Source organism: Pseudoxanthomonas sp. JBR18 (assembly GCF_028198165.1).
Classification (GTDB): Bacteria; Pseudomonadota; Gammaproteobacteria; order Xanthomonadales; family Xanthomonadaceae; genus Pseudoxanthomonas_A.
In genome coordinates this window covers 3617126-3640455 of record NZ_CP116339.1, presented here as the reverse complement: position 1 = coordinate 3640455, position 23330 = coordinate 3617126, and the positions used below count along the sequence as shown (strand labels likewise).

The window sequence follows — 23330 nt, the reverse complement described above, 5'->3', positions numbered from 1 at the left end:
CGTCGGGCCCGGTCGTCTCTTAACGCTCGCCGCTGCCGTCGCTGGTCTTGCGTCGCTGCGCGCGCGCGTGGAGCGCATCGCGTCCGCGTGCGATCTGTTGCTCGATCTGGCCCAGTCGATGGCGCCACTCGGCCTGGATCTGCCAGTCGGCCATGCGCATGAACTGCCCCCCTTCATCGGCAAGCCGGGTCAGGCCGAGGTTGCTCGCCACGCCCTTGAGGGCGTGGGCTTGCTCGCGCATCACCGGCCAGTCGCTTTGCTCGCCAGCGCGACGCAGGCCGACCAAGCACGTGTCGGCATCGGACAGGCACTGCTGGATGAATTCGTGCTCGAACCCCTCGCCCATGCCCAACTGGGACAACTCGTCCAGTACCTGGGGGTCGAGCACCTCCCCGGCAGCGGCTTCGGAACTGCCGCGCACCACCGTCAGCCTTGCCTGCTGGCGCAGGTTGCCGTTGACGGCGATCTCGTTGAGGGTGTCCAGCAGTTTGGAGGCGACCACGGGCTTGGCCAGGAAGGCGTAGGCCCCGGCCTGTTCGCAGCTGCTGATCGACTGCGGCGTGACATCGGCACTCAGCACCATCACGGGTGTGCGCGGCGCACCGCCAGCCTGCAACACGCGCAGTTCCTTGAGCAGGTCCAGCCCACTCACGCCCGGCATATGCAAATCGATGATCACCGCGTCGTAATCCGACGCGGCCAGGGCGTCGAGCACCTCCTCGCCACCGTTGACACAGGTCACCTTGTGGCCGGCCTTCTGCAGCAGGCGCTGCAGCACCATGCGGTTGGCCTCGTGGTCGTCGGCGACCAGGATCTGCATGCTGCGGACTCGCGCGCGGTGGCGCAGGAACGGATCGGAAAACGCGATCACGTTTTCCTGCGAGGCCGGTGACGGCTGCGCAACGGCGGACACTTCGGTCGCCTCGGCCTCGGCATCGTCCTGCTCCAGGATCGCCGGAACGGCGGCCGCGGCACGGGCGGCGGCCATGTCGACCTCGCCAAACGGCAGTTCCACCCAGAACGTGCTGCCCAGGCCGAGCTCGCTTTCGAACCCGATCGAGCCGCCCATCGCCTCGGCCAGACCCTTGGCGATCGCCGCCCCCAGGCCCGTGCCGCCATAGCGCCGGCTCAGGCTGACATCGGCCTGTTCGAAGGCCTCGAACAACCGTCCCTGCAACCGGACCGGGATCCCGATCCCGGTATCGATCACGGTGAAGCGCAGGCGCGGCCGGCCATCGGTCGAAGGCTGCGAGGCGACCTGGATGCGCACCCCGCCCCGATCGGTGAACTTCACCGCGTTGCCGACCAGGTTGATCAGGATCTGGCGCAGGTGCCGGGCGTCACCGCGCAGCACCTTGGGCACGTCCGCCCCGAAGCTGACCGTGTAGTCGAGCTTCTTGGCCTTGGCCTGCGGAAGCATGATGAACCCCACGTGCTGGACCAGCTCGTGCGGCGAAAACTCAGCCTCGTCCAGGCGCAGCTTGCCGGCCTCGATCGCCGAGATGTCCAGCACCTCCTCCACCAGCGCCAGCAGGCTGCGGGCCGAAGCCTGGATGGTGTTGACGCACTCGCGCTGCTCGGCATCCAGGCGCGTGGTCGCCAGCACCTCGGTCATCCCGGACAGGCCGTTGAGTGGCGTACGGAACTCGTGGCTCATATTGGCCAGGAAGCGACTCTTGGCCTCGCTCGCACGCTTGGCGTCCGCGCTGGCGCGGGTCAGCTTGCGCAGCAATCCGGAGAAATACAGCGGCACGGCTGCCAGTCCGGCGACCAGGCCGATGCCCAATCGGAGGTTGGCCAACCAGTAGTCGCTCAGTAGCACCGTGGTGGCAAAGCTGACCACCGCCATGGCCACGGCCAGGTAGAGATAGCGGTGGCCGAAGCGCAGGCCGTTGCCGACCGTCACCCACATCACCACCACGTAGACCCAGCTCAGGGGCTCGCCCATCTGGACCATGCCGGCGGCCATGAGGCCGTAATCGGCCAGCATGCCGATGATCCGCCGCGTATCGGATCGCGTCGGCCGGGCCATCATCCAGGCCAGCAGCAACCAGGCCAGGACCAAGCCGGTGAGGACGATGGCCACCACGCCGTCGTACTTGGCTTGCGGAATGCTGGCACGGACCGGCGGCAGCATCACGTAGAACAGGATCAGGCTGATCAGGGTGATTCGCACAACCGCCTGGCCGTGCTCGTTGTCCCGGCGCACGGCCAGCCTGTCCTTGAGCTGTTGCAGCAGTGCGGCCATGGGCTTACTCCATTCCTGGGCGGGCTTGCACGGTGGAATAACGTTCGCAGATGGCATCGAGCCGCTCGCGACCACGGAATAGCGCATCCACGCAGACCGGATCGAACAGCTTGCCGCGCTGTGCATACAGGTAGGCCAGCGCGGCATCGCGGGTCCAGGCGGGCTTGTACGGGCGCGCCGAGATCAGCGCGTCGAACACGTCGGCCACGGCCACGATGCGGGCCTCGATGGGAATCTGTTCGCCGCGCAGACCATCCGGATAGCCGCTGCCATCGAAGCGCTCGTGATGGCGCAGCGCGATGATCGCGCCGGCCTGGATCAGGCGATTCTGGCTACCGCTGAGCAGCTCGTGGCCGATCTTCGGATGGCGGCGCATGATCGCCTGTTCTTCCGGCTCCAGGGGGCCGGCCTTCATCAGCACCGCGTCGGGGATGGCGATCTTGCCCATGTCGTGCAGGGGCGCGGCCAGCTCGATGGCCCGCACATCCTCCTCGCCCATGCCCAGTTGCTCGGCGATGAGCGCTGCGATGCGCGACATGCGTTCGAGGAATGCGCTGGTGCCGCTATCGCGATATTCGATGGCCCGGGCCAGGCGCGAGAGCGTCTCGCGCTCACGCTCTTCCACCTCGTGCATGCTCGACAGCAGGCGCTGTTCCAGCGACAGGGCGCGCTGTTTGACGTTTTCGGACTGCTGCCTCAGCTGCAGCAGGTTGCGGCAGCGGGCGCGCAGCTCGCGCGGACGCACCGGCTTGACCAGGAAATCGATGACCCCGGCTTCCAGCGCGGCCTGGCGGATCGGCTCGTCACCGACCACGGTGATCAGGATGACCGGGATGTCGCGATGCATCGGCAGGCGGCGGAAGCGGCGGGCGAACTCCAGCCCGTCCATCCCCGGCATGCGGTAGTCCAGCAGCAGCAGGTCGGTGCGGTTATTGCTGCACCAATCCAGGGCCACCTGCGGATCGCCGAAATCGTGAACGGCCAGTTCCGAGGCGATGTCCTCGATCACGTGGCGCAGCATCGTGCGCGCCGACGCCTGATCGTCGACGATGACGATGTTCAGTTCGCTCCCCGCCCCATTGGGCCAGTGCTGCTGGTCCTTGGGTGAGGAAACCGCCGTGAAGACGCGGTTGGGGGTGAGCATGGAACGCCACCTCTCGGGGGATTACGAGGCTGCAGGGAACGATAGGAAAACGCCAGAGCGCCGAAAATGCGGCCCAGATGCCGCCGCACGTCCGGAATAGTGAGCATTAAGCAGGAAGCATGCCACCGATCCCGAACGCTGCCCACCTCCCATGAAACCAGCAAAACGCCACCGATTGCGCACATTGGTCGCCTAAAAACCGCAGGATCTCCCGCCGCGGGCCGTCTCGGACCGGCGTTGGCCGCGATGACGGCCGGGTTGCGTGGGCGCCACTGGCTGCCCCCACGCGTCACTTTTCAACCCTGCGCTTCAGGGCGCATGTAGGGGAAGAGCAGCACGTCCCGGATCGAAGCGGTCCCGGTCAGCAGCATGACCAACCGGTCGATGCCGATACCCAGACCGCCCGTAGGCGCCATGCCGTACTCGAGCGCACGGATGTAGTCGGCGTCGAAATGCATGGCCTCGTCGTCGCCGCTGTCCTTGGCCTCGACCTGGGCGCGGAAGCGCGCGGCCTGGTCTTCCGGATCGTTGAGCTCGGAGAAACCGTTGGCGATCTCCTTGCCATTGATGAACAGTTCGAAGCGGTCGGTATAACCGGCCTCGGTGTCGCTGGCGCGGGCCAGCGGCGAGACCTCGACCGGGTGGTCGGTGATGAAGGTCGGCTGCACCAGGGTGTGCTCGACGGTGGCCTCGAAGATCTCCAGCAGCAGCTTGCCCCAGCCGTAGGACGGCTTGATCCTGATCTTCAGCCGCTCGCAGTGGCGGGCCAGCGCGTCGCGGTCAGTGCAGTCTTCGGCGGTGATTTCCGGATTGTGGTGGCGCACGGCCTCGTCCATGCGCCAGCGGCGGAAGGCCGGGGCCAGATCGATCTGCGCGCCATCCCACTCGACCTGGGTGGTGCCCAGCACCGTCTGCGCGGTCTCGCGGATCACGCCTTCGGTCAGGTCCATGACCTCGTGGTAGGTGGCGTAGGCCTCGTACAGCTCGAGCATCGTGAACTCGGGGTTGTGCCGGGTCGAGACGCCTTCGTTGCGGAAGTTGCGGTTGATCTCGTAGACCCGCTCCAGCCCGCCCACCACCAGGCGCTTGAGATACAGCTCCGGCGCCACGCGCAGGTACAGCTGCAGGTCCAGTGCGTTGTGATGGGTGGTGAACGGCTTGGCAGTGGCACCGCCGGGGATGTAATGCATCATCGGCGTCTCCACTTCCAGGAAGCGCCGGTTGTCCAGCCACGAGCGGATCGCGCGGATGATCTTGGAGCGCTTGATGAAGACCTCGCGCGCCTCCGGGGTCACGATCAGGTCCACGTAGCGCTGGCGGTAGCGCTGCTCGACATCGCTCAGGCCATGCCACTTGTCCGGCAGCGGGCGCAGCGACTTGGTCAGCAGACGCACGGCCGAGACCTTGACCGACAGCTCGCCGGTGCGGGTGCGGGTCAGCCCGCCCTCCACCGCGATGATGTCGCCCACGTCCCAGCCCTTGAACGCCGTGTAGGCATCGCCCAGCACATTGCCCTGCAGGAACAGCTGGATGCGGCCGGACTCGTCCTGGATCTGGGCGAAGCTGGCCTTGCCCATTACGCGCTTGGCCATCAGGCGCCCGGCGAGCTTGACCTGGCGCCCCAGGCCTTCCAGCGCTTCGGCGCCGAAGGCCTGCGCATCAGCGAACTCGGCCTGCAGGTCGCCGGCGTAGGTGTCGCGCTTGAAGTCGTTGGGATAGGCGATGCCCTGCCCGCGCAGCGCGGTGAGTTTGCCGCGGCGCTCGGCGATGAGGCTGTTCTCGTCGACGGGGGGCTGCGGCACGGGGGGCTGTTCGGTCATGGCGGTGTGGGATTTGAGGTGTGAAATGTAGGAGTGAAACGGTGGGAGCGGCCATGGCCGCGATGCGGGCAACCCGGAAAGCACCAGGCCAGCGCCTCGCCGCCATGGCGGCTCCCACCCTGTTGCAGGTCAGGCGTCGATGCGCCTGGCGCCGGCATCCAGGCCGGACTTGAGGCTGGCTTCGAGGAATTCATCCAGGTCGCCGTCGAGCACCTTCTGCGTATCGGAACGCTCCACGCCGGTGCGCAGGTCCTTGATGCGGCTCTGGTCCAGCACGTAGTTGCGGATCTGGCTGCCCCAGCCGATGTCGGCCTTGGTGGCTTCCAGCGCGTTCTTTTCCGCGTTGCGTTTCTGGACTTCGAGTTCGTACAGCTTGGCCTTGAGCATCTTCATGGCGCGGTCGCGGTTGGCGTGCTGCGAACGCTCGGTCTGGCAGGCCACCACCGTATTGGTGGGCACATGGGTGATGCGCACCGCCGACTCGGTCTTGTTGACGTGCTGGCCGCCGGCGCCGGAGGACCGGTACACGTCGGTCTTCAGGTCGGCCGGATTGATCTCGATGTCGATGTTGTCGTCGACTTCCGGCGCGACGAAGACCGAGGTGAAGCTGGTATGGCGGCGGTTGTCCGAGTCGAACGGCGACTTGCGCACCAGGCGATGCACGCCGATTTCGGTCTTGAGCCAGCCGTAGGCGTAATCGCCCTCCACGCGGAAGGTGGCGGACTTGATGCCGGCCACTTCGCCTGCGGAGGCTTCCATCAACTCGACCTTCCAGCCGCGCCCTTCGGCCCAGCGCAGGTACATGCGCAGCAGGATCTCGGCCCAGTCCTGGGCTTCGGTGCCGCCAGCGCCGGCCTGGATGTCGACGAACGCGTTGGCCGTGTCCATCTCGCCGGAAAACATGCGCTGGAACTCCAGCTTGTCCACGTCACGGGCGAAGCGCTCGACATCGGCAACCACCGCGTTGGCGGTGTCCTCGTCGGATTCCATCTCGGCCAGTTCCAACAGTTCGTTGGCGCCGGTCAGGCCCTCGGTCAGGTCACGGATGCCGTTGACGGTCCGGTCCAGCTGGGCGCGCTCGCGGCCCAGGCCCTGGGCGCGTTCCGGGTCGTTCCAGATATCGGGGTTTTCGAGCTCGCGCTCGACTTCTTCCAGACGCTCACGCTTGGCGTCGTAGTCAAAGATACCCCCTGAGTGAGTCCAGGCGGCCGGTCAGGTCGGCGATGCGCTGGCGCACGGGATTGAGTTCGATCATGAAATGACAACGGTCTGAGACAAGACTGCAATTCTAGCAAGACTGCCACCTGGGGCCGGCCTCCGGTCCCCGGCGCGGCTAAGGCAGGCCATTCCGGGAACAGCGGATCGGCCGGTCGCGCGACGCCTTGCCTTCGTCCTGGGACTCCATGGCCGTCGGCACGCCAACGGATCCGGCGCCGCCAGCAGCCGTGCGAAGCCGCCGGCCGGGCCAGCCACACGCACGGGGATGCCGGATCCTTCGCCTCAGGCGGCCTCGCGCAGCGCCGCGCGATAACTGCGGCTGCAGGGCAACGGCACGCCTTCGCGCAGATGCACCCGCGCATCGCCACTCTCCAGCGGCTCGATCGAAGCCACCTGCCGCAGGTTGACCAGATAGCTGCGATGGATGCGCACGAAGCACTGCGGGTCCAGCCGGGCTTCCAGCGCGGCCATGGTGCTGCGCAAGGGATAGTCATGCCCGCGCACCCGCAGATTAACGTAGTTGCCCGAGGCCTGCGCCCATTCGATCTCGGACACGGCAATCAGGAACTCGCGCCCCAGCTTGCGCACCAGGAAGCGCTCAGGGCGCTCGACCGGCTCCACTGGCGGGCCGTCGTCGGGCGCATCCAGCAGCTGCGCTTCGCCCTGCAGGCGCCGTATCAGCAGGCGCCAGGTCTCGATGAAGACGACCAGCACGAAGAAGCTGCGCACGTCCTTGAGGTACTCGTAGGGCCAGGCGGACAGCCAGCCCCCGAACCGGTACTCGCCGCCCATCCAGCGATACACCAAGGCACGCAGGGCATACATGCCGACCACGTGCAGCAGCGAGAAGACCACGCTGGCCAGAAGATACTCGGCCACCTTGCGCAGCCCGCCCGTCCAGCGCAACGGCCGCCACGCGGTGAAGCGCACCAGAGGCCAGACCAACAGCAGCCAGCCCAGGTTGCTGGACCACTCCCACACCACCGGCTCCCAGTCGGCGAACGCCAGACCCGCCTTGTGCACGTCCATGACCACCGTGATGCTGTTGAAGGTGGCGTTCCAGGCGATATAGACGACCCAGAATCCCACCTCGACCGTACGCTTCCAGGGCAGCAGCCGCTCGTAGGCGGTGGGTCTCGATGCTTGCATGCCGCAATTCTAAGGGACCCGGCGGTCCCGTCCGGCCCCGCAGGTCCGCGGTTGGTCCCCAATCTGGGGCGGATGGTCACATTGGGCTGGTTCGGCCTGGGACAGTGCGGAAACACTACCCGCCTCTTCGGCCGATGCTCTGCCATGAACGCGTCCCCGACCGCTTCCTCCCTCGGCCCTGAGCGCACGTGCCGGCATGAAACCGCTTCGAACGGAGCCCGGGGCCGCTCCGAACTGAAGCTGCTGCTCGTGCTGGCGCTCGTGCGCTTCCTCGTGCATGTGTGGCTCAACGGTGCCTACGGCTTCCACCGGGACGAACTGCAGGTGCTGGACGACGCCCGCCATCTGGACTGGGGCTATGTGCCCTACCCGCCGCTGGTGCCGTGGCTGGCGCGAGTGGAGCTGGCGGTGTTCGGGACCTCGCTCATTGGCTTTCGCGTGATTGCCGCGCTCGCGCAGTGCGGTGCGATGGTGCTGGCAGGGCTGATCGCCGCCGAGCTCGGCGGCCGGCGCTTCGCCCAGGTCTGCGCGGCGCTGGCCACCGCATGCATGCCCTTTGGCCTGGTCAACAGCAGCATCCTCATGTACTGCGGTCCCGACCTGTTGTGGGTGGTGGCGGCCGGGTGGCTGGTGCTGCGCCTGGCCAAGGACGGCGATCCGCGTCTGTGGCTGGCGCTCGGGGTGATCTTTGGCCTTGGGCTGATGACGCGCTACACCATCGTGTTCTGGGCCGCGGGCCTGGCCGTCGGCGTGCTGGGCGGACCGCTGCGCGCGCAACTGCGCACGCGCTGGCCCTGGTTGGGCGTGGGCGTGGCCTTCGTGATCTTCCTGCCGAACGTGGTCTGGCAGGTGCGGCACGACTTCATCTACCTGGACTTCGTCGCCCACATCCACGCCCGCGACGTGGCCATCGGCCGCACCGACCTGTTCTTCCCCGAGCAGCTTTACGCCAACGCCAGCGCGCTGACCCTGCCGGTCTGGCTGGCCGGGCTGGGGTTCCTCACGCTGGCCGGTTCCATGCGCCGTTACCGCGTGCTGGCCTGGATGTATGCGGTGCCGTTGCTGCTGTTCGCGCTCTCGCGCGGCCGTGGCTACTACATGGCGCCGGGCTATCCGATGCTGTTGGCGGCCGGCTACGTGGCCATTGAGCGCTGGTGTGCGTCCATGTCCGCCGGTCGCGCGCGTGGACTGCGCATTGCGGTCGCCGCCCTGCTGGCGGTCGGCCTACCGCTGGGCGCCGCGCTGCATCTGCCGATCGCGCCGGTCAATTCCCCGCTCTGGCAGCTGACCCGGCGTCTGCACGGGGACTACGCCGAGCAGGTGGGCTGGCAGGAACTGGCCCAGCGCGTGGCTGCGATCTACCGTGGCTTGCCCGCCGCCGAGCGGGCCAACGCGGCGATCCTGGCCAACAATTACGGCGAGGCCGGCGCCATGGCGCTATATGGCCCGGCGCTCGGCCTGCCGCCGGTGATCAGCCGGACCAACTCGGCCTGGTATCGCGGTTATGGCGACCCGCCGCCAAGCGTGATCATCGAGCTGGGCAATACCGCCGAGGACCAGCGCGGGAGTGTCGCCAGGTGCAGCTCGCACGGCATCTTCCGCAACCGCGAGGGGGTGGCCAACGAGGAATCGGCGAACGGCTACGAGATCTTCGTCTGCCGCGACATCCCGCCGATCTGGCCGCAGATCTGGGGGACCAAACCTCGGTTTGGCTGAGCCGCAGGCGGCCTGATTCAGGTCGGAACGCAATGCTCGACAATGAGCTGGATGGCATCGCCGCCGCGATAGTCGTCCGGCGCCAGGCGATAGGCCAGGTGCACGCGTGCGGCCGGCGGCTCGCGCGTGAGGCCGTTGAAGTGAATGGCGTTGAGCGGCGCGGCGCGTTGCGGGCAACGCAGGACCAGCTTGAGATGCCGTTCGCCCACCGCGCGCCAGTCGATCACCTCGAACACGCCATCGAACAGCGGCTCGGCAAACCCCTGCCCCCACGGCCCGCCATCGCGCAACGCCTCGGCATGGACGCGATCGAACTCATGCGGGGCCAGTTCGCCGTCGCTGAGCAGTTCGGCCTGCAGCAGCGCGGCGTCCAGGGTGGCGGATACCTGGGCGACAAAGGCCGCCTGGAAGGCCGGCAGATGCTCCAGTTCAAGGCTCAAGCCGGCCGCCATCGCGTGGCCGCCGAACTTCTGCATCAGGCCCGGGTGCTGGGCATCGACGGCGGCCAGCGCATCGCGGATATGGAAGCCCGGGATCGAGCGCGCCGAACCGCGCAGCGCCGTGCTGCCAGGCTCGGCCGGGGCGAAGGCGATCACCGGGCGGTGCACGCGGTCCTTCATCTTGGAGGCCACCAGCCCGACCACGCCGGGATGCCACTCGGCATCGAACAGGCACACCGCCAGTGGCGCATCACCCTCCAGCGCGGCCAGCCTGGCCAGAGCGGCCTCGGCCTCGTCGGTCATCTGCTGCTGTACGCCGCGACGCTCGGCGTTGATGCCGTGCAGGATGCCGGCCATCTCGCGCGCCGGCGCATCCTCGTCGCACAGCAGGCAGGCGATGCCCAACGCCATGTCCTCCAGGCGCCCGGCCGCGTTGAGGCGCGGGCCGATGGCAAAGCCGATGTCGGCGGCGGTGAGGGTTTCGGCCCGGCGCCCGCAGACCTGGATCAAGGCGCGCAGGCCGGCGCAACCCTGTCCGGCACGCAGCCGACGCAGGCCAGCCGAGACCAGGGCGCGGTTGTTGGCGTCCAGCGGCACCAGGTCGGCCACGGTGCCGACCGCGACCAGGTCCAGCAGCGTGGACAGATCCGGCTCCGGCGACGGCAGCCGGCCGGCTTCGCGCAGATATTTCCGCAGCGCCAGCAACACGTAGAACATCACCCCGACCCCGGCCAACGATTTACTCGGGAAGCCGTCGCCGGCCAGGTTGGGATTGACGATGGCATGGGCCTGCGGCAACCGCGGCCCGGGCAGATGGTGGTCGGTGACCAGCACCTGCCAGCCCAGCGCCCGCGCCTGTTCGATGCCGGCGTGACAGGCGATGCCATGGTCCACGGTGACCAGCAGGTCGGGCTTGAGCTCTGCCAGTTCGGCCACCAGCCCCGGCGAGAGCCCATAGCCATGGGTGACCCGGTTGGGCACGGCCGGGGTGACATGGCGCGCGCCGAGCAGGATCAGCCCGCGCACGGCCGTGGCGCAGGCGGTGGCGCCGTCACAGTCGAAATCGCCGACCACCACGATGTGGCGGTCCTGGGCGATGGCCTCGGCCAGCAGGGCCACCGCCGCGTCCATCCCGGTCAGCAGGTCCGGCGCATGCAGCTGCGCCAGACGCGGCCGCGCGCGGGCATCATCCAGCGCGCCGCGACCGGCGTAGACCCGTTGCAACAGGGGCAGGACGGTGCCGGACCATTGCCCACCCGGCGCAGCGATGCGACGGGTGATCCGCGTGGCTGCGCTCATGCGTCCAGCTGCGGCAAAGCGCGGCGCAGCAGTCGCCAGCGCTGGCCAGTGCGCAGGGTGAACTGAGTCCCGTCCTGAAAATCCAGCACCACCTGCGCGAGCTTGCCGCCGCGCAACTCGGCCAGCAGCGGCATGAGCGCCTCATCGACGAACATCGCGCGCGACTTTAGGTGCCGCAGGTCCACCAAGGCATCGACGCCTTCTTCGATGGATTCGGGCACGCCGGCCTGACCCGACAAGGCACGCAACAGGTCGTCGCGGCTGCGGACCTGTCGATAGACCGTGCGCACCGACTGCGGCAGCACGCCCTGCCCCCAGAACCACAGCGCATTGACCGCCGGCTTGCCCTGCGCGGCGCGCTGGGCATTCCACGGATGCTGGTGCAGCAGCACCTGCGCCTCGGTAAACAAGGCGCGCCACCGGCGCCCGGTTTCACCGTGCGGAAGATGACCGAACAGGTCGTCGCCCACCACGTCCTCCGGCGCGGCGAAGTCCGGCAGCGGGCTGTCCGAGGGCAGGCGCAGGTACCAGCGCGACGGCTCCGGCGCATCCAGCAGCAGGCCGGCATCGCCGAACAGCGGCTTCAAGGCGGGCAGTAATGCGGCCACATCGCTGGCATCCAGACCCAGGGCCGGCCCGTGGGCCAGCAATCGCGCCCCGGTCATGTCCGGGGCGAGATAGGCGGGATCGGCGCGCAACCAGCGACCTCCGGCGGCATCACCGGCGTCCAGCTGCCGGGTCAGCGCCGCCACGGGCCAGTGGTCGGGAACAAGCTGGAAGTGGCGGCGCAGCTGGGCGCGTTCGCCTGACTCGCCTTGGGCGCGGTCGGCGCGGCCCAGGGCCTTGCCGACCTGGGCCGGCAGGGCGCCGGCGAACCTTGCGCGCGCCGGCAGCAACAGCGTGGCGGAGGCCATGCCTGCGAGGGACTCAGGCGCCGTAGGAGACGCTGACGATCTCGTATTCGTGCTCGCCCGCAGGGGCCTGGATGGTCACGCTGTCCCCCTCGTTCTTGCCGATCAGCGCACGCGCGATGGGCGAGGAAATGGCGATCAGCGACTGCTTGATGTCCGCCTCCAGGTCACCGACGATCTGGTACTTCTTTTCCTCGTCGGTCTCCACGTCGGCCAGGACCACGGTGGCGCCAAACACCACGCGCGAGCCGGCGTTGAGCGCGGCCACGTCGATCACCTCGGCCGTGGACAGCTCGGCCTCCAGCTGGTTGATGCGGCCTTCGATGAAACCCTGTTGTTCGCGGGCGGCGTGGTACTCGGCGTTTTCCTTCAGGTCGCCGTGCGCGCGCGCCTCGGCGATGGCGGCGATGACCTCCGGGCGCTTGACCGACTTCAGCTGGTCCAGCTCGTCACGCAGGCGCTGGGCACCCTGTTTGGTGATGGGGGCTCTCATGATTGCAGCTCCTTGTGCAGCTCCTGGAGTGCCAGCACCGGACCGGTGCCGCGGAACTCCAGCGAGTTCACCAGCGCGCGGGCGCCGGCGATCGTGGTGGAATACGTAACGCGCTGCTGCAGCGCCTCACGACGAATGGAGAACGAATCGGAGATCGCACGACGGCCTTCGGTCGTGTTGACGATATACACGATCTCGCCGTTCTTGATCAGATCGACGATATGCGGGCGGCCATCGGTGACCTTGTTGACCTGCTCGCATTCGATACCGTGCTCACGCAACCATTTTGCCGTGCCCACCGTGGCCACCAGCGTGAAGCCACGCTCGATCAGGGCCTGGGCCACCGGCAGCACGCGCTGCTTGTCCGGGTCGCGGACCGAGACGAAGGCCTTGCCCGGCTGCGGGGCCTTGATGCCACCCGCCTCCTGCGCACGCGCCATCGCCGCGCCGAAGCTGCGGCCCACGCCCATGACCTCGCCGGTGGAGCGCATCTCCGGCCCGAGGATCGGGTCGACGCCCTGGAACTTGGCGAACGGGAAGATCGCTTCCTTGACTGAGTAATACTCCGGCACGATTTCCTTGGTGGCGCCCTGCTCGGCCAGGGTCTTGCCGGCCATGCAGCGCGCGGCGATCTTGGCCAACGGCATGCCGGTGGCCTTGGACACGAACGGCACGGTGCGCGAGGCACGCGGGTTCACTTCCAGCAGGTAGACGATGTCTTCGCCGTTCTCGCCGGCCTGGATCGCGAACTGGGTGTTCATCAGGCCGACCACGTTCAGGGCCTTGGCCAGTTCGACCACCTGGCGGCGCAGCTCGGCCTGGGTTTCAGCCGAGAGCGAGTAAGGCGGCAGCGAGCAGGACGAATCGCCCGAATGCACGCCGGCCTCCTCGATGTGCTCCATCACCCCGCCGATCAGGACGTGGCCGTCCTTGTCGGCGATGATGTCCACGTCCACTTCCACGGCGTTGTCCAAGAAGCGGTCCAGCAGCACCGGCGAATCATTGGAGACCTTGACCGCGTCGCGCACGTAGCGCGCCAGGTCCGACTCACCGTAGACGATCTCCATCGCGCGGCCGCCGAGCACGTAACTCGGGCGCACCACCAGCGGATAGCCGATCTCGCGCGCCAGCAGCAGGGCTTCCTGGTCGTTGCGGGCGATGCGGTTCGGCGGCTGCTTCAGGCCCAGCTTGTCGACCAGCTTCTGGAAACGCTCGCGGTCCTCGGCCAGGTCGATCGAATCGGGCGAGGTGCCGATCACCGGCACGCCATTGGCTTCCAGCGCGCGCGCCAGCTTCAGCGGGGTCTGCCCGCCGTACTGCACGATCACGCCCTTGGGCTGCTCCAGCTCGACGATGGCCAGCACGTCTTCCAGGGTCAGCGGCTCGAAGTACAGGCGGTCGGAGGTGTCGTAGTCGGTGGAGACCGTCTCCGGGTTGCAGTTGACCATGATGGTCTCGTAGCCGTCCTCGCGCAGGGACAGCGCCGCATGCACGCAGCAGTAGTCGAACTCGATGCCCTGGCCGATGCGGTTGGGGCCGCCGCCCAGGATCATGATCTTGTCGCGACTGGTCGGGTTGGCCTCGCACTCGTCCTCGTAGGTCGAATACAGGTAAGCGGTGTCGGTGGCGAACTCGGCCGCGCTGGAGTCCACGCGCTTGTACACCGGCTTGATGCCCAGCGCCTTGCGCAACACGCGCACGGCGTTCTCGTCGGTGCCGGTCAGCTGGGCCAGACGGGCGTCGGAAAAGCCGGCGCGCTTGAGCTTGCGCATGCGCGTCTTGTCCAGCGAGCCCAGCCCGTCGGCCGCCACCTGCGCCTCGTCGGCGATCAGGTCGTGGATCTGGTCCAGGAACCACGGGTCGATGAAGGACAGCGCGAACACCTCTTCCACGCTCATGCCGGCGCGGAACGCGTCGCCGACATAGAACAGGCGTTCCGGGCCCGGCGCCTTGAGCTCGCGGCGCAGGGTGGTCAGGTCGTCCTCGTTGGACAGGTCCAGGCCGGTGGGATCAAAGCCGACCTTGCCGGTCTCCAGCCCACGCAGCGCCTTCTGCACCGACTCGGAGAAGGTCCGGCCCATGGCCATCACCTCGCCCACCGACTTCATCTGCGTGGTCAGTCGCGCATCGGCCTGCGGGAACTTCTCGAAGGCGAAGCGCGGGATCTTGGTGACCACGTAGTCGATCGACGGCTCGAACGAGGCCGGGGTCTTGCCGCCGGTGATCTCGTTCTTCAACTCGTCCAGGGTGTAGCCCACGGCCAGCTTGGCGGCGACCTTGGCGATCGGGAAGCCGGTCGCCTTGGAGGCCAGCGCCGAGGAGCGCGACACGCGCGGGTTCATCTCGATCACCACCACCCGGCCGGTGGTCGGGCTGATGCCGAACTGCACGTTGGAGCCGCCGGTATCCACGCCGATCTTGCGCAGCACGGCGATGGAGGCATCGCGCAGGCGCTGGTATTCCTTGTCGGTCAGGGTCTGGGCCGGGGCCACGGTGATCGAGTCACCGGTGTGCACGCCCATCGGGTCCAGGTTCTCGATGGAGCACACGATGATGCAGTTGTCCGCGGTGTCGCGAACCACCTCCATCTCGAACTCCTTCCAGCCCAGCACGGACTCTTCCACCAGCACTTCGTGCACCGGGGACAGTTCCAGACCGCGCTTGATGATCTCCTCGAACTCCTCGCGGTTATACGCGATGCCGCCACCGGTGCCGCCGAGGGTGAAGGACGGGCGGATGATGGTCGGGTAGCCGACCTTGGCCTGGATCTCCACGGCCTGCTCGAAGCTGCGCGCGACCTCGGCCTTGGGGCACTCCAGGCCGATCTCGCCCATCGCCACGCGGAACAGCTCGCGGTCCTCGGCCATGCGGATGGCCTCGCGCTTGGCACCGATCAGCTCGACGTTGTACTTCTCCAGCACGCCGTGGTCGGCCAGGTCCAGCGCGCAATTCAGCGCGGTCTGTCCGCCCATGGTCGGCAGCAGCGCGTCGGGCTTCTCCTTGGCGATGATCTTCTCGACCGTCTGCCAGTTGATCGGCTCGATGTAGACCGCGTCGGCCATCTCCGGGTCGGTCATGATCGTGGCCGGGTTGGAGTTGACCAGGACCACGCGGTAGCCCTCGTCGCGCAGCGCCTTGCAGGCCTGTGCGCCGGAGTAATCGAACTCGCAGGCCTGGCCGATGACGATCGGGCCGGCGCCGATGATGAGGATGGTCTTGAGGTCGGTGCGCTTGGGCATTTCGCTACTCGTGTTGGCATCGCGCGAACGGCGGCGACGCTGGAATCGAAAGGCATGGCCTGGACCATGCCGACAAGGCAGTCAGGTGCGCGGGCTCACCCGCGCGCCTGGGCTCCCATCAGCTCGACAAACCGGTCGAACAGCGGCGCCACGTCATGCGGGCCGGGCGACGCTTCCGGGTGGCCCTGGAAGGAGAACGCTGGGGCATCGGTCAGCGCGATGCCCTGGTTGGTGCCGTCGAACAGCGAGCGATGGGTCACCCGCACGTTGGCCGGCACACTCGCCTCGTCCACGGCGAAGCCATGGTTCTGCGAGGTGATCATCACCCGGCCCGAGTCCAGGTCGATGACCGGATGGTTGGCGCCGTGGTGGCCGTGACCCATCTTCATGGTCTTGGCCCCTGCGGCCAGCGCCAGCAGCTGGTGGCCCAGGCAGATGCCGAAGGTCGGCACCTTCTGCGCGACGAATTCCTTGATCGCGGCGATGGCGTAGTCGCAGGGTTCCGGATCGCCAGGGCCATTGGACAGGAACACACCGTCGGGCTTGAGCGCCAGCACCTCGGCGGCCGGCGTCTGCGCCGGGACGACGGTGACCTCGCACCCACGCTCGGCCAGCATGCGCAGGATGTTGAGCTTCACGCCGTAGTCGTAGGCCACCACCTTGAACTTCGCCTCGACCTGTACCGGCGCGCCGGTATCCAGGTCCAGCTGACCCTCGGTCCAGGGATAGGTCTTGTCGGTGGAGACCACCTTGGCCAGATCCATGCCCTTGAGGCCAGGGAACTTGCGGGCGGCTTCCAGTGCCTGCTCGACGTCGATCTGCCCGGCCATGACCGCGCCGTTCTGCGCGCCCTTCTCGCGCAACAGGCGGGTCAGCTTGCGGGTGTCGATGCCGGAAATGGCGACCACGCCGCGTGCGCTCAGCCAGTCCTGCAGCGAAACCTGGCTGCGCCAGCTGCTGGGACGGCGCGGTACGTCGCGCACGATCAGGCCGGCCGACCAGACCTTGGCGGCCTCGTCGTCCTGGTCGGTGCAACCGGTGTTGCCGATATGGGGATAGGTCAGCGTCACCAGCTGACGCGCGTAGGACGGATCGGTGACGATCTCCTGATAGCCGGTCATGGCGGTGTTGAACACCACTTCGCCGACGGACAGTCCGTTTGCGCCGACCGATTCGCCCTCGAATACGGTGCCGTCTTCGAGGACCAGGATTGCGGGTTGGGTCACTGCAGGTTCGCCTTGGGGATGGAGGAAAACCCTGTGCCCACGTCAAACTTGCGGCTGCAAGAAACCGCGGACGCGGCGCTTCTCCGGTCCGAGGTGATGTGGTCATCAGGCGAGTGCGAATTGTACGGACCCGGGGGGTCGGGCGCCAGCCGTATTTTTCACATGGATGACGCGGCCGGACGAGATCCGATCAAACCCCGTCGGAACCAGCGTGCCGCCGCAGCCTCGCGCAAACCATGCCAGGACGCGCGTTTGGCGCCTGCCAACGCAGAACCACCGGCCAGGAACGGCGACTACACTGGCATTGATGACGCTGAACGCCTACTGGGTCCACACGCTGCTGGAAGCGGCCGCCTATTCGGTCGGCTTCCAGCTCTACCTGCGCCAACGCCGCCGCCTGCCCCTGCCCGGCCAGACCGATAAGGTCCAGGCCCTGTTGCTGGTCGGCGGGACCGTCCTGGGCGCGGCGCTGGGCAGCAAGATCGCCTACTGGCTCTACGACCCGGCCTATGCCTTCACCGATTTCCCGACGTTGCGCCGGCTGCTGGAGGGCAAGTCGATCATCGGAGCGCTGCTCGGCGGCTGGGCCGGTGTGGAGATCGCCAAGCGCCTGGCCGGGATCCGCGGTTCGACCGGGGATGCCTTCGTCCTGCCATTGACCATCGGGATGATCATCGGGCGCATTGGCTGCTTCCTGGGCGGACTGGCCGACCACACCTACGGCAATCCCACGTCCCTGCCCTGGGGCGTGGACTTCGGCGATGGCGTCCCGCGCCACCCGACCCAGCTTTACGAGATCGCCTTCGTCGCGCTCTGGGGCGGCCTGCTGACCCTCTACGGCGATCGCCTGCCGCGCCCGGGCGACCGCTTCAAGCTGTTCCTGGTCGGCTACCTGCTGTACCGGCTGGTCATCGAGTCCATCCGTCCCATCCCGGTGTACTACTTCGGCCTGCTGTCAGGCCTGCAGCTGCTGTGCGTGCTGGGCGTGGCCTACCATGTACGCGACCTCCCACGCATCGCATGGACCCCTGCATGGCGGCAAAAGTAAGGCCTTACCTGTTCTACGACACCGCCGTGTCGGTGTGCTCGACCTGCCTGCGCCGGGTGGAGGCCACCATCCTGTTCAAGGATGGCGGCGTCTACCTGGAGAAGTGGTGCCCACAGCACGGCCGCGAACGGGTGCTGGTGGCCGACGACATCGACTACTACCGCCTGTGCCGCGAGCGCTTCATCAAGCCGCCCGAGCTGCCGCAGCGCTTCAACACCGAGCGGCGCTGGGGCTGTCCCTACGACTGCGGGCTGTGCCCGGAGCACATGCAGCACAGCTGCCTGACCCTGATCGAGGTCACCGACCACTGCAACCTGCGCTGCCCGATCTGCTATGCCGATTCGGGGCCGCATCGCCCCGGCTTCCGCGACCTGGCCACCATCGAACGCATGCTCGATGCGGTGGTCGCCAACGAGGGTGAGCCGGATGTGGTCCAGATCTCCGGCGGCGAGCCGACCCTACATCCGCAGTTCTTCGAAATCCTCGACGCGGCCAAGGCGCGGCCGATCCGCCATCTCATGGTCAACACCAACGGGCTGCGGATCGCGAAGGATCCGGCGTTCGTCGAGCGTCTGGCCGGCTACATGCCCGGCTTCGAGCTGTACCTGCAGTTCGACTCGCTGCGTGATGAGGTCCATCAGGAACTACGCGGCGCGCGCCTGGGCGAGATCCGGCGACGCGCGTTGGAGGCGCTGAACCGGCACGACATCTCCACCACCCTGGTGGTGACGGTCAAGAAAGGCCTCAACGACGGCGAGCTCGGCGAGATCATCGACTTCGCCAGGCGCCAGCCCTGCGTGCGCGGGGTGACCTTCCAGCCGATCCAGCATGCCGGCCGCACCGAGGGCTACGACCCGGCGCGCGACCGCCTGACCCTGACCGAGGTCCGCCGCGGCATCCTCGAACAGAGCGACTTGTTTCGCCCCGAGGACCTGATCCCGGTGCCTTGCCATCCCGACGCGCTGGCGATGGCCTATGCGTTGAAGCTGGAGGATCGCGTCCTGCCATTGACCGGCCTGATTCCGCCGGAGGTGCTGATCGAGGGCGGCCGCAACAGCATCGTGGTGGAAAAGGACGCGTCGCTGCGCGAGGCCGTGTTCAAGCTGTTCGCCACCAACCACTCGCCGCAGTCGCAAGCCTGCTCGCTGGCCGACCTGCTGTGCTGCCTGCCGCAGGTGCAGGCCCCGCAGGGGCTGGACTACCGCAACGTGTTCCGCGTGCTGATCATGGCCTTCATCGACGCCGAGGGCTTCGACCTGCGCTCGGTGAAGAAGAGCTGCGTGCACATCGCCCAGCCCGATGGCACGATCGTGCCGTTCGATACCTACAACCTGTTCTATCGCGACGACCGCCGCCAGCAGCTCGACGCCCTGCGCGACTGGGTCGACGGCACACCGCTCAAGGAAGCAACGGCATGAATCTCCCGGACGAACACGACGCCTCGCCTACGGCACCTCCGCCCGAACTTCCCCCTGCACCGGCACCGCAGCGGACCGGCTTCCCGACCTGGGCCAAGATCATCATCGGCATCCTGGCCACCATCGGCGGCCTGACGATCCTCCTGGCGGCCGCGTGCTTCGGCATGATCGCGATGAACTGAGCGACGCTGTCGCCGAGCGAGCGCTCAATCCAGCAGGTCGCGCACCCGATAACTACCCGGCGCGCGTCCGGCCAGCCGGCTGGCGGCATGCAGTGCGCCGCGCGCGAAGATGTCGCGGTTGCTGGCGCGGTGGGTCAGCTCGATCCGTTCACCCAGGCCGGTGAACTGCACCAGGTGCTCGCCGACGATGTCGCCGGCACGCAGGCTGGCATAGCGTGGCGTGGCGCCGGCTGCTTCAGCCCCCTGCCCCAGCGTCAGCGCCGTGCCGGACGGTGCGTCCAGCTTGTGCACGTGATGCGACTCGACAATGTCGCAGTCCCAGCCCGGCAACGCGGCAGCGGCGCGCTCGACCAGTTCGGCCAGCACCGCCACGCCGAGGCTGAAATTGGAGGCCCAGACCAGCGGGATGCCAGCGGCCGCATCGGCCAGTGCCGCACGCTGGGCCTCGGACAGGCCGGTGGTGCCCGAGACGAGCGCGGCCTTGCGCGCCACGCACAGCGCCAGCACCGCATCGAAGCCTTCCGGCAGGCTGAAATCGATCGCCACGTCGAACGCCGGCACGCCGGACAGTTCGGACGCGGCGAAGAACGCCACCCCGTCGACCACGCGCGGCGACGGCGCCCGCCGGGTCACGGCGGCGACCACGTCCAATCCCGGGTGTTCGGCGGCCAGGCGCACCAGGGCCTGGCCCATGCGCCCGGAGGCGCCATGGATCAACACACGCACCGCGTTGCTCACCGGGCCACCCTCATGCCGCGACCGCGCTGGCAGGCAGGGCCGCGATGGCCTCGCTGACCAGTTCGCCCAGCACCTTCATCCCTGTTTCGATCTTCTCGGCCGGCACGGTCACGAAGGACAAGCGCAGCGTGTTGACCTGGGGATCGGTGGCGTAGAACGGCGCGCCCGGCACGAACGCCACGTTGCGGGCAATGGCCTGGGCCAGCAGCGCGGTGGTGTCGATGCCCTGCGGCAGCGTCACCCAGATGAACATCCCGCCTTCCGGACGGGTCCAGGTCGCCGCCGGCGGGAAGTGCTCGGCCAGCGCCTGCAGCATCAACTGGCACTGATGCGCGTACAGGTCGCGGATGGTCGGGATGTGCTCGTCCAGAAAGCCATCGCGCACGGTCTCGTACACGATGCGCTGGCTGAAGGAGGGCGTGTGCAGGTCCGCGGCCTGCTTGGCCTGGACCAGCTTGGCGTACAGCGGCTCGGGCGCGACTACATAGCCCAGGCGCAGGCCCGGGGCGAGCACCTTGGAGAAGGACCCCATGTAGATGCCGCCTTCGGGATTGAGCGACAGCAGGCTGGGCAGATGCTCCCCGCCATAGCTCAGCTCGCCATAGGGATCGTCTTCGACCACCGGCACGCCAGCCGCCAGCGCCTTGGCCACCAGTGCCTTGCGGCGTTCCAGCGACAGACGCTTACCGGTGGGGTTCTGGAAGTTGGGCAGGCAGTACATGAAACGCGCGCCGTCCAGCAGCGCCGGGGTCAGCGCATCGGTGTCGATGCCGCCGTCGTCCGATGGCATGGAGGCGAACGCCGGGCGGAACAGCGAGAACGACTGCAGCGCGCCCAGGTAGCTGGGGGTCTCCACCAGCACCTTGCTGCCCTCGTCGATCAGGGTCTTGCCCAGCAGGTCCAGTCCCTGCTGCGAGCCGGTGACGATCAGCACCCGGCTGGCCGGGACCGGCGCACCGGCGCGGGTGAGCCGCTCGGCCACCCATTCGCGCAGTGGCGCGAAGCCTTCGGTCGGGCCGTACTGCAGCGCGGCCTGCGGGGCATCGGTCAGCACCTTGTCGGTGGCCGCATGCAGGCGCTCGACAGGAAAGGTGGACGCCGAAGGCAGGCCGCCGGCGAAGGAAATCACCTCGGGACGCTCGGTGACCTTGAGGATTTCGCGGATGGCCGAACTGGTCAGGGCCTGCGCGCGCTGGGACAACACGATTGGAGTGTTCATGCCGGCAAGGATACCGCGCGCGCCCGTGCGCCGACGCGCTGCGCTGCGGCAGGCACCGGGCCGGATCGCCGACCCGTCGCTGGCGAAATATTCACCAAACCGATCGAGCGCCTTGCCGGACAAGGCCTGCGAAGGTTGTCCACAGGTTTGTGCCGAGGGTCATCCACATGTCATGTGGATGACTGGGATCACTCAGCCGCGCGGGCACGCCAGGCGCATGTGGAACTCCTCCGGATCCTCGCCCTCGACCACGAAGCCCAGCCGCTCGTACAGTCCGCGCGCCGGGTTGGCCTTCAGCACGTGCAGGGTCACGTCATGTCCGCCTGCCTGCGCCTGGGCGATGTAGTCCAGCAGCAGGCGGCGGCCCAGGCCCTGCCCCTGCAGCTCCGGCGCGATCTGGATCTGCATGACCACCCAGTCCGCGCCGGTCCGGTCCAGCTTGAGCAGGCCGACGATGCGGCCATCGCGCTCCAGCACATCGGCGTGCTGGTAGCCGTTGAGCAGGCGCGCGAGCATGTTGCCCTGCGAGGTGTCCGCGCCGGAGTTGGCCATGTGCTCGCGCATGGTGGTCTCGCGCAGCGCCAGCAGGGCCTGCACGTCTGCGGGACGGGCCGCGCGCCGAATCACGCCCTGCGGCAGCGAAGTCACGTTGATGGGGGCCGGCACGCCATCGAAGCTCCCGGACAGCACCCGCCCTGCCCCGCTGGCATCGACCTCGGCCGCCGCCGCGGTCAGCGCCTGCAGTGAGGTGCCGGTGTCGAACCCCAGGCGGAAGTGCACCTCGCCGGCAGGATTGCGCAGAGAATGCAGCGAGGCGATGCTCACGCCGTGCCGTTCGAACACATGCAGCAAGGCGCGCAACGAGCCGGGCTGGTCCAGCGGCAGGTGCACCGACAGGCTGCGCGGCTCGGCCAGATCGGCCAGCAGGTAGCCGATCCGCTCGAAGCGGTAATTGCCCTCGGCCAAGGCCGCCGGGCCGATGGCGTCGCGGTTGTCGGCCAGCATCCGCTGGCGGAACGCGGCGCGGGCCGCCTCGTCCCCAGCCACGACCTGGTCGCGCAGCGCCGACAACTCCTCGACCAGCGTCTCAAGGGCCGGCCCGACGTGCGGATTACCGAACTGGATGTCCTCGTAGATCGCAGGGTTGAGCGAGAGGATGCGCGCGATCATCGCCCCGTCCATCTCGAAGGATGCAGAGCGATACGGGAACAGCTCGGCCCAGGTGCCCACCTCCGGCGCCAGCCGCCGCAGCGCACCGGCCTGGGCCAGGTGGCCGGCATGGACCATGGCCTGGACCACGGCCATGACCTGGTCGTGGTGCTCGGGCGTGGTGCGTACGCACTGGGCTTCCAGCGCGTCGAGCAGGGTCTGCAGCCACGGGCGCCACGCGTCCAGGCGCGCCTCGCAGACCACCATCGGCCGGCCCTTGAGCGTGGGGGACTTGGGCGGTGCGGTCATCGGGTGCAGGCCGACCACCTCGGCCCGCGAGCGCAGCATCGCGGCCACCGGCTCGGTCTTGATCGAGGTCAGGTCCAGCCACAGCTGGCCGGACTCACGCCCGGCGGCCAGCGCCACGTAGTGCGCGATCACCTCGGCCGTGACCCGGATGGGCGCACTGAACACCAGCACCTGCGCCTGCGCCAGCAAGGCGTCGGGGGATAGCGATGCAGGATCGGACGGGTCATGCCCGATCACCCGCAGCCCCATGTGGCGCTCCAGGAAACGCGCGAGCCAGCGGCCGTAGGCGCCAGCGCTGCCGACGATGCCGACGACGGGAGAAGAGCTGTGCATACTGCGCGATCATGTCCAAAGAGCAGCGCGC

At 68.0% G+C, this 23330-nt stretch carries 17 protein-coding genes and 1 pseudogene; 4 read left to right on the top strand and 14 right to left on the bottom strand.

From position 1 onward, the window contains the following. Positions 1 to 19: 19 nt before the first annotated feature. From PJ250_RS16545 to PJ250_RS16525, 5 genes are all read right to left on the bottom strand, one after another. Positions 20 to 2248 (bottom strand): ATP-binding protein, encoded by a 2229-nt coding sequence (locus PJ250_RS16545; protein ID WP_271645683.1) that lies wholly within the window; start codon positions 2246 to 2248, stop codon positions 20 to 22. Positions 2249 to 2252: 4 nt separating this feature from the next. Beyond that, entirely contained in the window at positions 2253 to 3392 is a 1140-nt protein-coding gene (locus PJ250_RS16540) for a response regulator (protein WP_271645682.1), read from the bottom strand. Between the two features lie 296 nt (positions 3393 to 3688). Beyond that, on the bottom strand, positions 3689 to 5212 hold the full coding sequence (lysS, locus tag PJ250_RS16535; protein ID WP_271645681.1) for a lysine--tRNA ligase: 1524 nt from the start codon (positions 5210 to 5212) through the stop codon (positions 3689 to 3691). Between the two features lie 129 nt (positions 5213 to 5341). Further along, positions 5342 to 6467 (bottom strand): peptide chain release factor 2 gene (gene prfB / locus PJ250_RS16530; RefSeq protein WP_271645680.1). Its coding sequence is split into 2 segments (ribosomal slippage): positions 5342 to 6391 and positions 6393 to 6467, totalling 1125 coding nucleotides; the frame shifts between segments, so codons are not numbered across the junction. Between the two features lie 245 nt (positions 6468 to 6712). Further along, on the bottom strand, positions 6713 to 7579 hold the full coding sequence (locus PJ250_RS16525; RefSeq protein WP_271645679.1) for a LytTR family DNA-binding domain-containing protein: 867 nt from the start codon (positions 7577 to 7579) through the stop codon (positions 6713 to 6715). 249 nt (positions 7580 to 7828) lie between these two features. Between PJ250_RS16525 and PJ250_RS16520 the strand changes: the two genes are divergently transcribed. Then, the gene (locus tag PJ250_RS16520; RefSeq protein ID WP_271645678.1) at positions 7829 to 9295 is read left to right on the top strand and encodes a glycosyltransferase family 39 protein; all 1467 of its coding nucleotides are present in this window, start codon (positions 7829 to 7831) and stop codon (positions 9293 to 9295) included. Between the two features lie 17 nt (positions 9296 to 9312). Here PJ250_RS16520 and recJ read toward each other — a convergent pair whose 3' ends face one another. The 5 genes from recJ to carA all read right to left on the bottom strand — a co-directional run bounded on the left by recJ (position 9313) and on the right by carA (position 16903). Continuing rightward, positions 9313 to 11034, bottom strand: coding sequence for a single-stranded-DNA-specific exonuclease RecJ (gene recJ / locus PJ250_RS16515; RefSeq protein ID WP_271645677.1), 1722 nt, complete (start codon positions 11032 to 11034; stop codon positions 9313 to 9315). Then, positions 11031 to 11948, bottom strand: a complete 918-nt coding sequence (locus PJ250_RS16510) for a phosphoglycerate mutase (protein WP_271645676.1) — start codon at positions 11946 to 11948, stop codon at positions 11031 to 11033. The genes recJ and PJ250_RS16510 overlap by 4 nt, the downstream gene beginning before the upstream one ends. A 13-nt stretch (positions 11949 to 11961) precedes the next feature. Beyond that, entirely contained in the window at positions 11962 to 12438 is a 477-nt protein-coding gene (gene greA / locus PJ250_RS16505) for a transcription elongation factor GreA (RefSeq protein WP_271645675.1), read from the bottom strand. Further along, positions 12435 to 15677 (bottom strand): carbamoyl-phosphate synthase large subunit, encoded by a 3243-nt coding sequence (gene carB / locus PJ250_RS16500; protein ID WP_271645674.1) that lies wholly within the window; start codon positions 15675 to 15677, stop codon positions 12435 to 12437. The genes greA and carB overlap by 4 nt, the downstream gene beginning before the upstream one ends. A 95-nt stretch (positions 15678 to 15772) precedes the next feature. After that, the gene (gene carA, locus PJ250_RS16495) at positions 15773 to 16903 is read right to left on the bottom strand and encodes a glutamine-hydrolyzing carbamoyl-phosphate synthase small subunit (RefSeq protein ID WP_271645673.1); all 1131 of its coding nucleotides are present in this window, start codon (positions 16901 to 16903) and stop codon (positions 15773 to 15775) included. A 307-nt stretch (positions 16904 to 17210) separates the two neighbouring features. Between carA and PJ250_RS16490 the strand changes: the two genes are divergently transcribed. Genes PJ250_RS16490 through PJ250_RS16480 form a run of 3 tightly spaced genes read left to right on the top strand, consistent with a single transcriptional unit; the run spans position 17211 to position 19551 of the window. Further along, the gene (locus tag PJ250_RS16490) at positions 17211 to 17951 is read left to right on the top strand and encodes a prolipoprotein diacylglyceryl transferase (RefSeq protein WP_271645672.1); all 741 of its coding nucleotides are present in this window, start codon (positions 17211 to 17213) and stop codon (positions 17949 to 17951) included. Then, positions 17936 to 19369 carry a radical SAM protein gene (locus tag PJ250_RS16485; RefSeq protein ID WP_271645671.1) on the top strand — a complete coding sequence of 478 codons (1434 nt, stop codon included), beginning with the start codon at positions 17936 to 17938 and terminating at the stop codon, positions 19367 to 19369. The genes PJ250_RS16490 and PJ250_RS16485 overlap by 16 nt, the downstream gene beginning before the upstream one ends. After that, the gene (locus tag PJ250_RS16480; RefSeq protein ID WP_271645670.1) at positions 19366 to 19551 is read left to right on the top strand and encodes a hypothetical protein; all 186 of its coding nucleotides are present in this window, start codon (positions 19366 to 19368) and stop codon (positions 19549 to 19551) included. The genes PJ250_RS16485 and PJ250_RS16480 overlap by 4 nt, the downstream gene beginning before the upstream one ends. Positions 19552 to 19575: 24 nt before the next feature. Here PJ250_RS16480 and dapB read toward each other — a convergent pair whose 3' ends face one another. The 4 genes and pseudogenes from dapB to PJ250_RS16460 all read right to left on the bottom strand — a co-directional run. Further along, on the bottom strand, positions 19576 to 20289 hold the full coding sequence (dapB, locus tag PJ250_RS16475) for a 4-hydroxy-tetrahydrodipicolinate reductase (RefSeq protein WP_271645669.1): 714 nt from the start codon (positions 20287 to 20289) through the stop codon (positions 19576 to 19578). A 10-nt stretch (positions 20290 to 20299) separates the two neighbouring features. After that, positions 20300 to 21508: an aminotransferase-like domain-containing protein gene (locus PJ250_RS16470; protein ID WP_271645668.1), complete on the bottom strand. Its 1209-nt coding sequence runs from the start codon at positions 21506 to 21508 to the stop codon at positions 20300 to 20302. A 192-nt stretch (positions 21509 to 21700) separates the two neighbouring features. Beyond that, positions 21701 to 22024, bottom strand: coding sequence for a GNAT family N-acetyltransferase (locus PJ250_RS16465; protein WP_271648678.1), 324 nt, complete (start codon positions 22022 to 22024; stop codon positions 21701 to 21703). A 168-nt stretch (positions 22025 to 22192) separates the two neighbouring features. Next, positions 22193 to 23299, bottom strand: a pseudogene (locus PJ250_RS16460) (prephenate dehydrogenase); the annotation flags it as partial. Positions 23300 to 23330 lie beyond the last annotated feature (31 nt).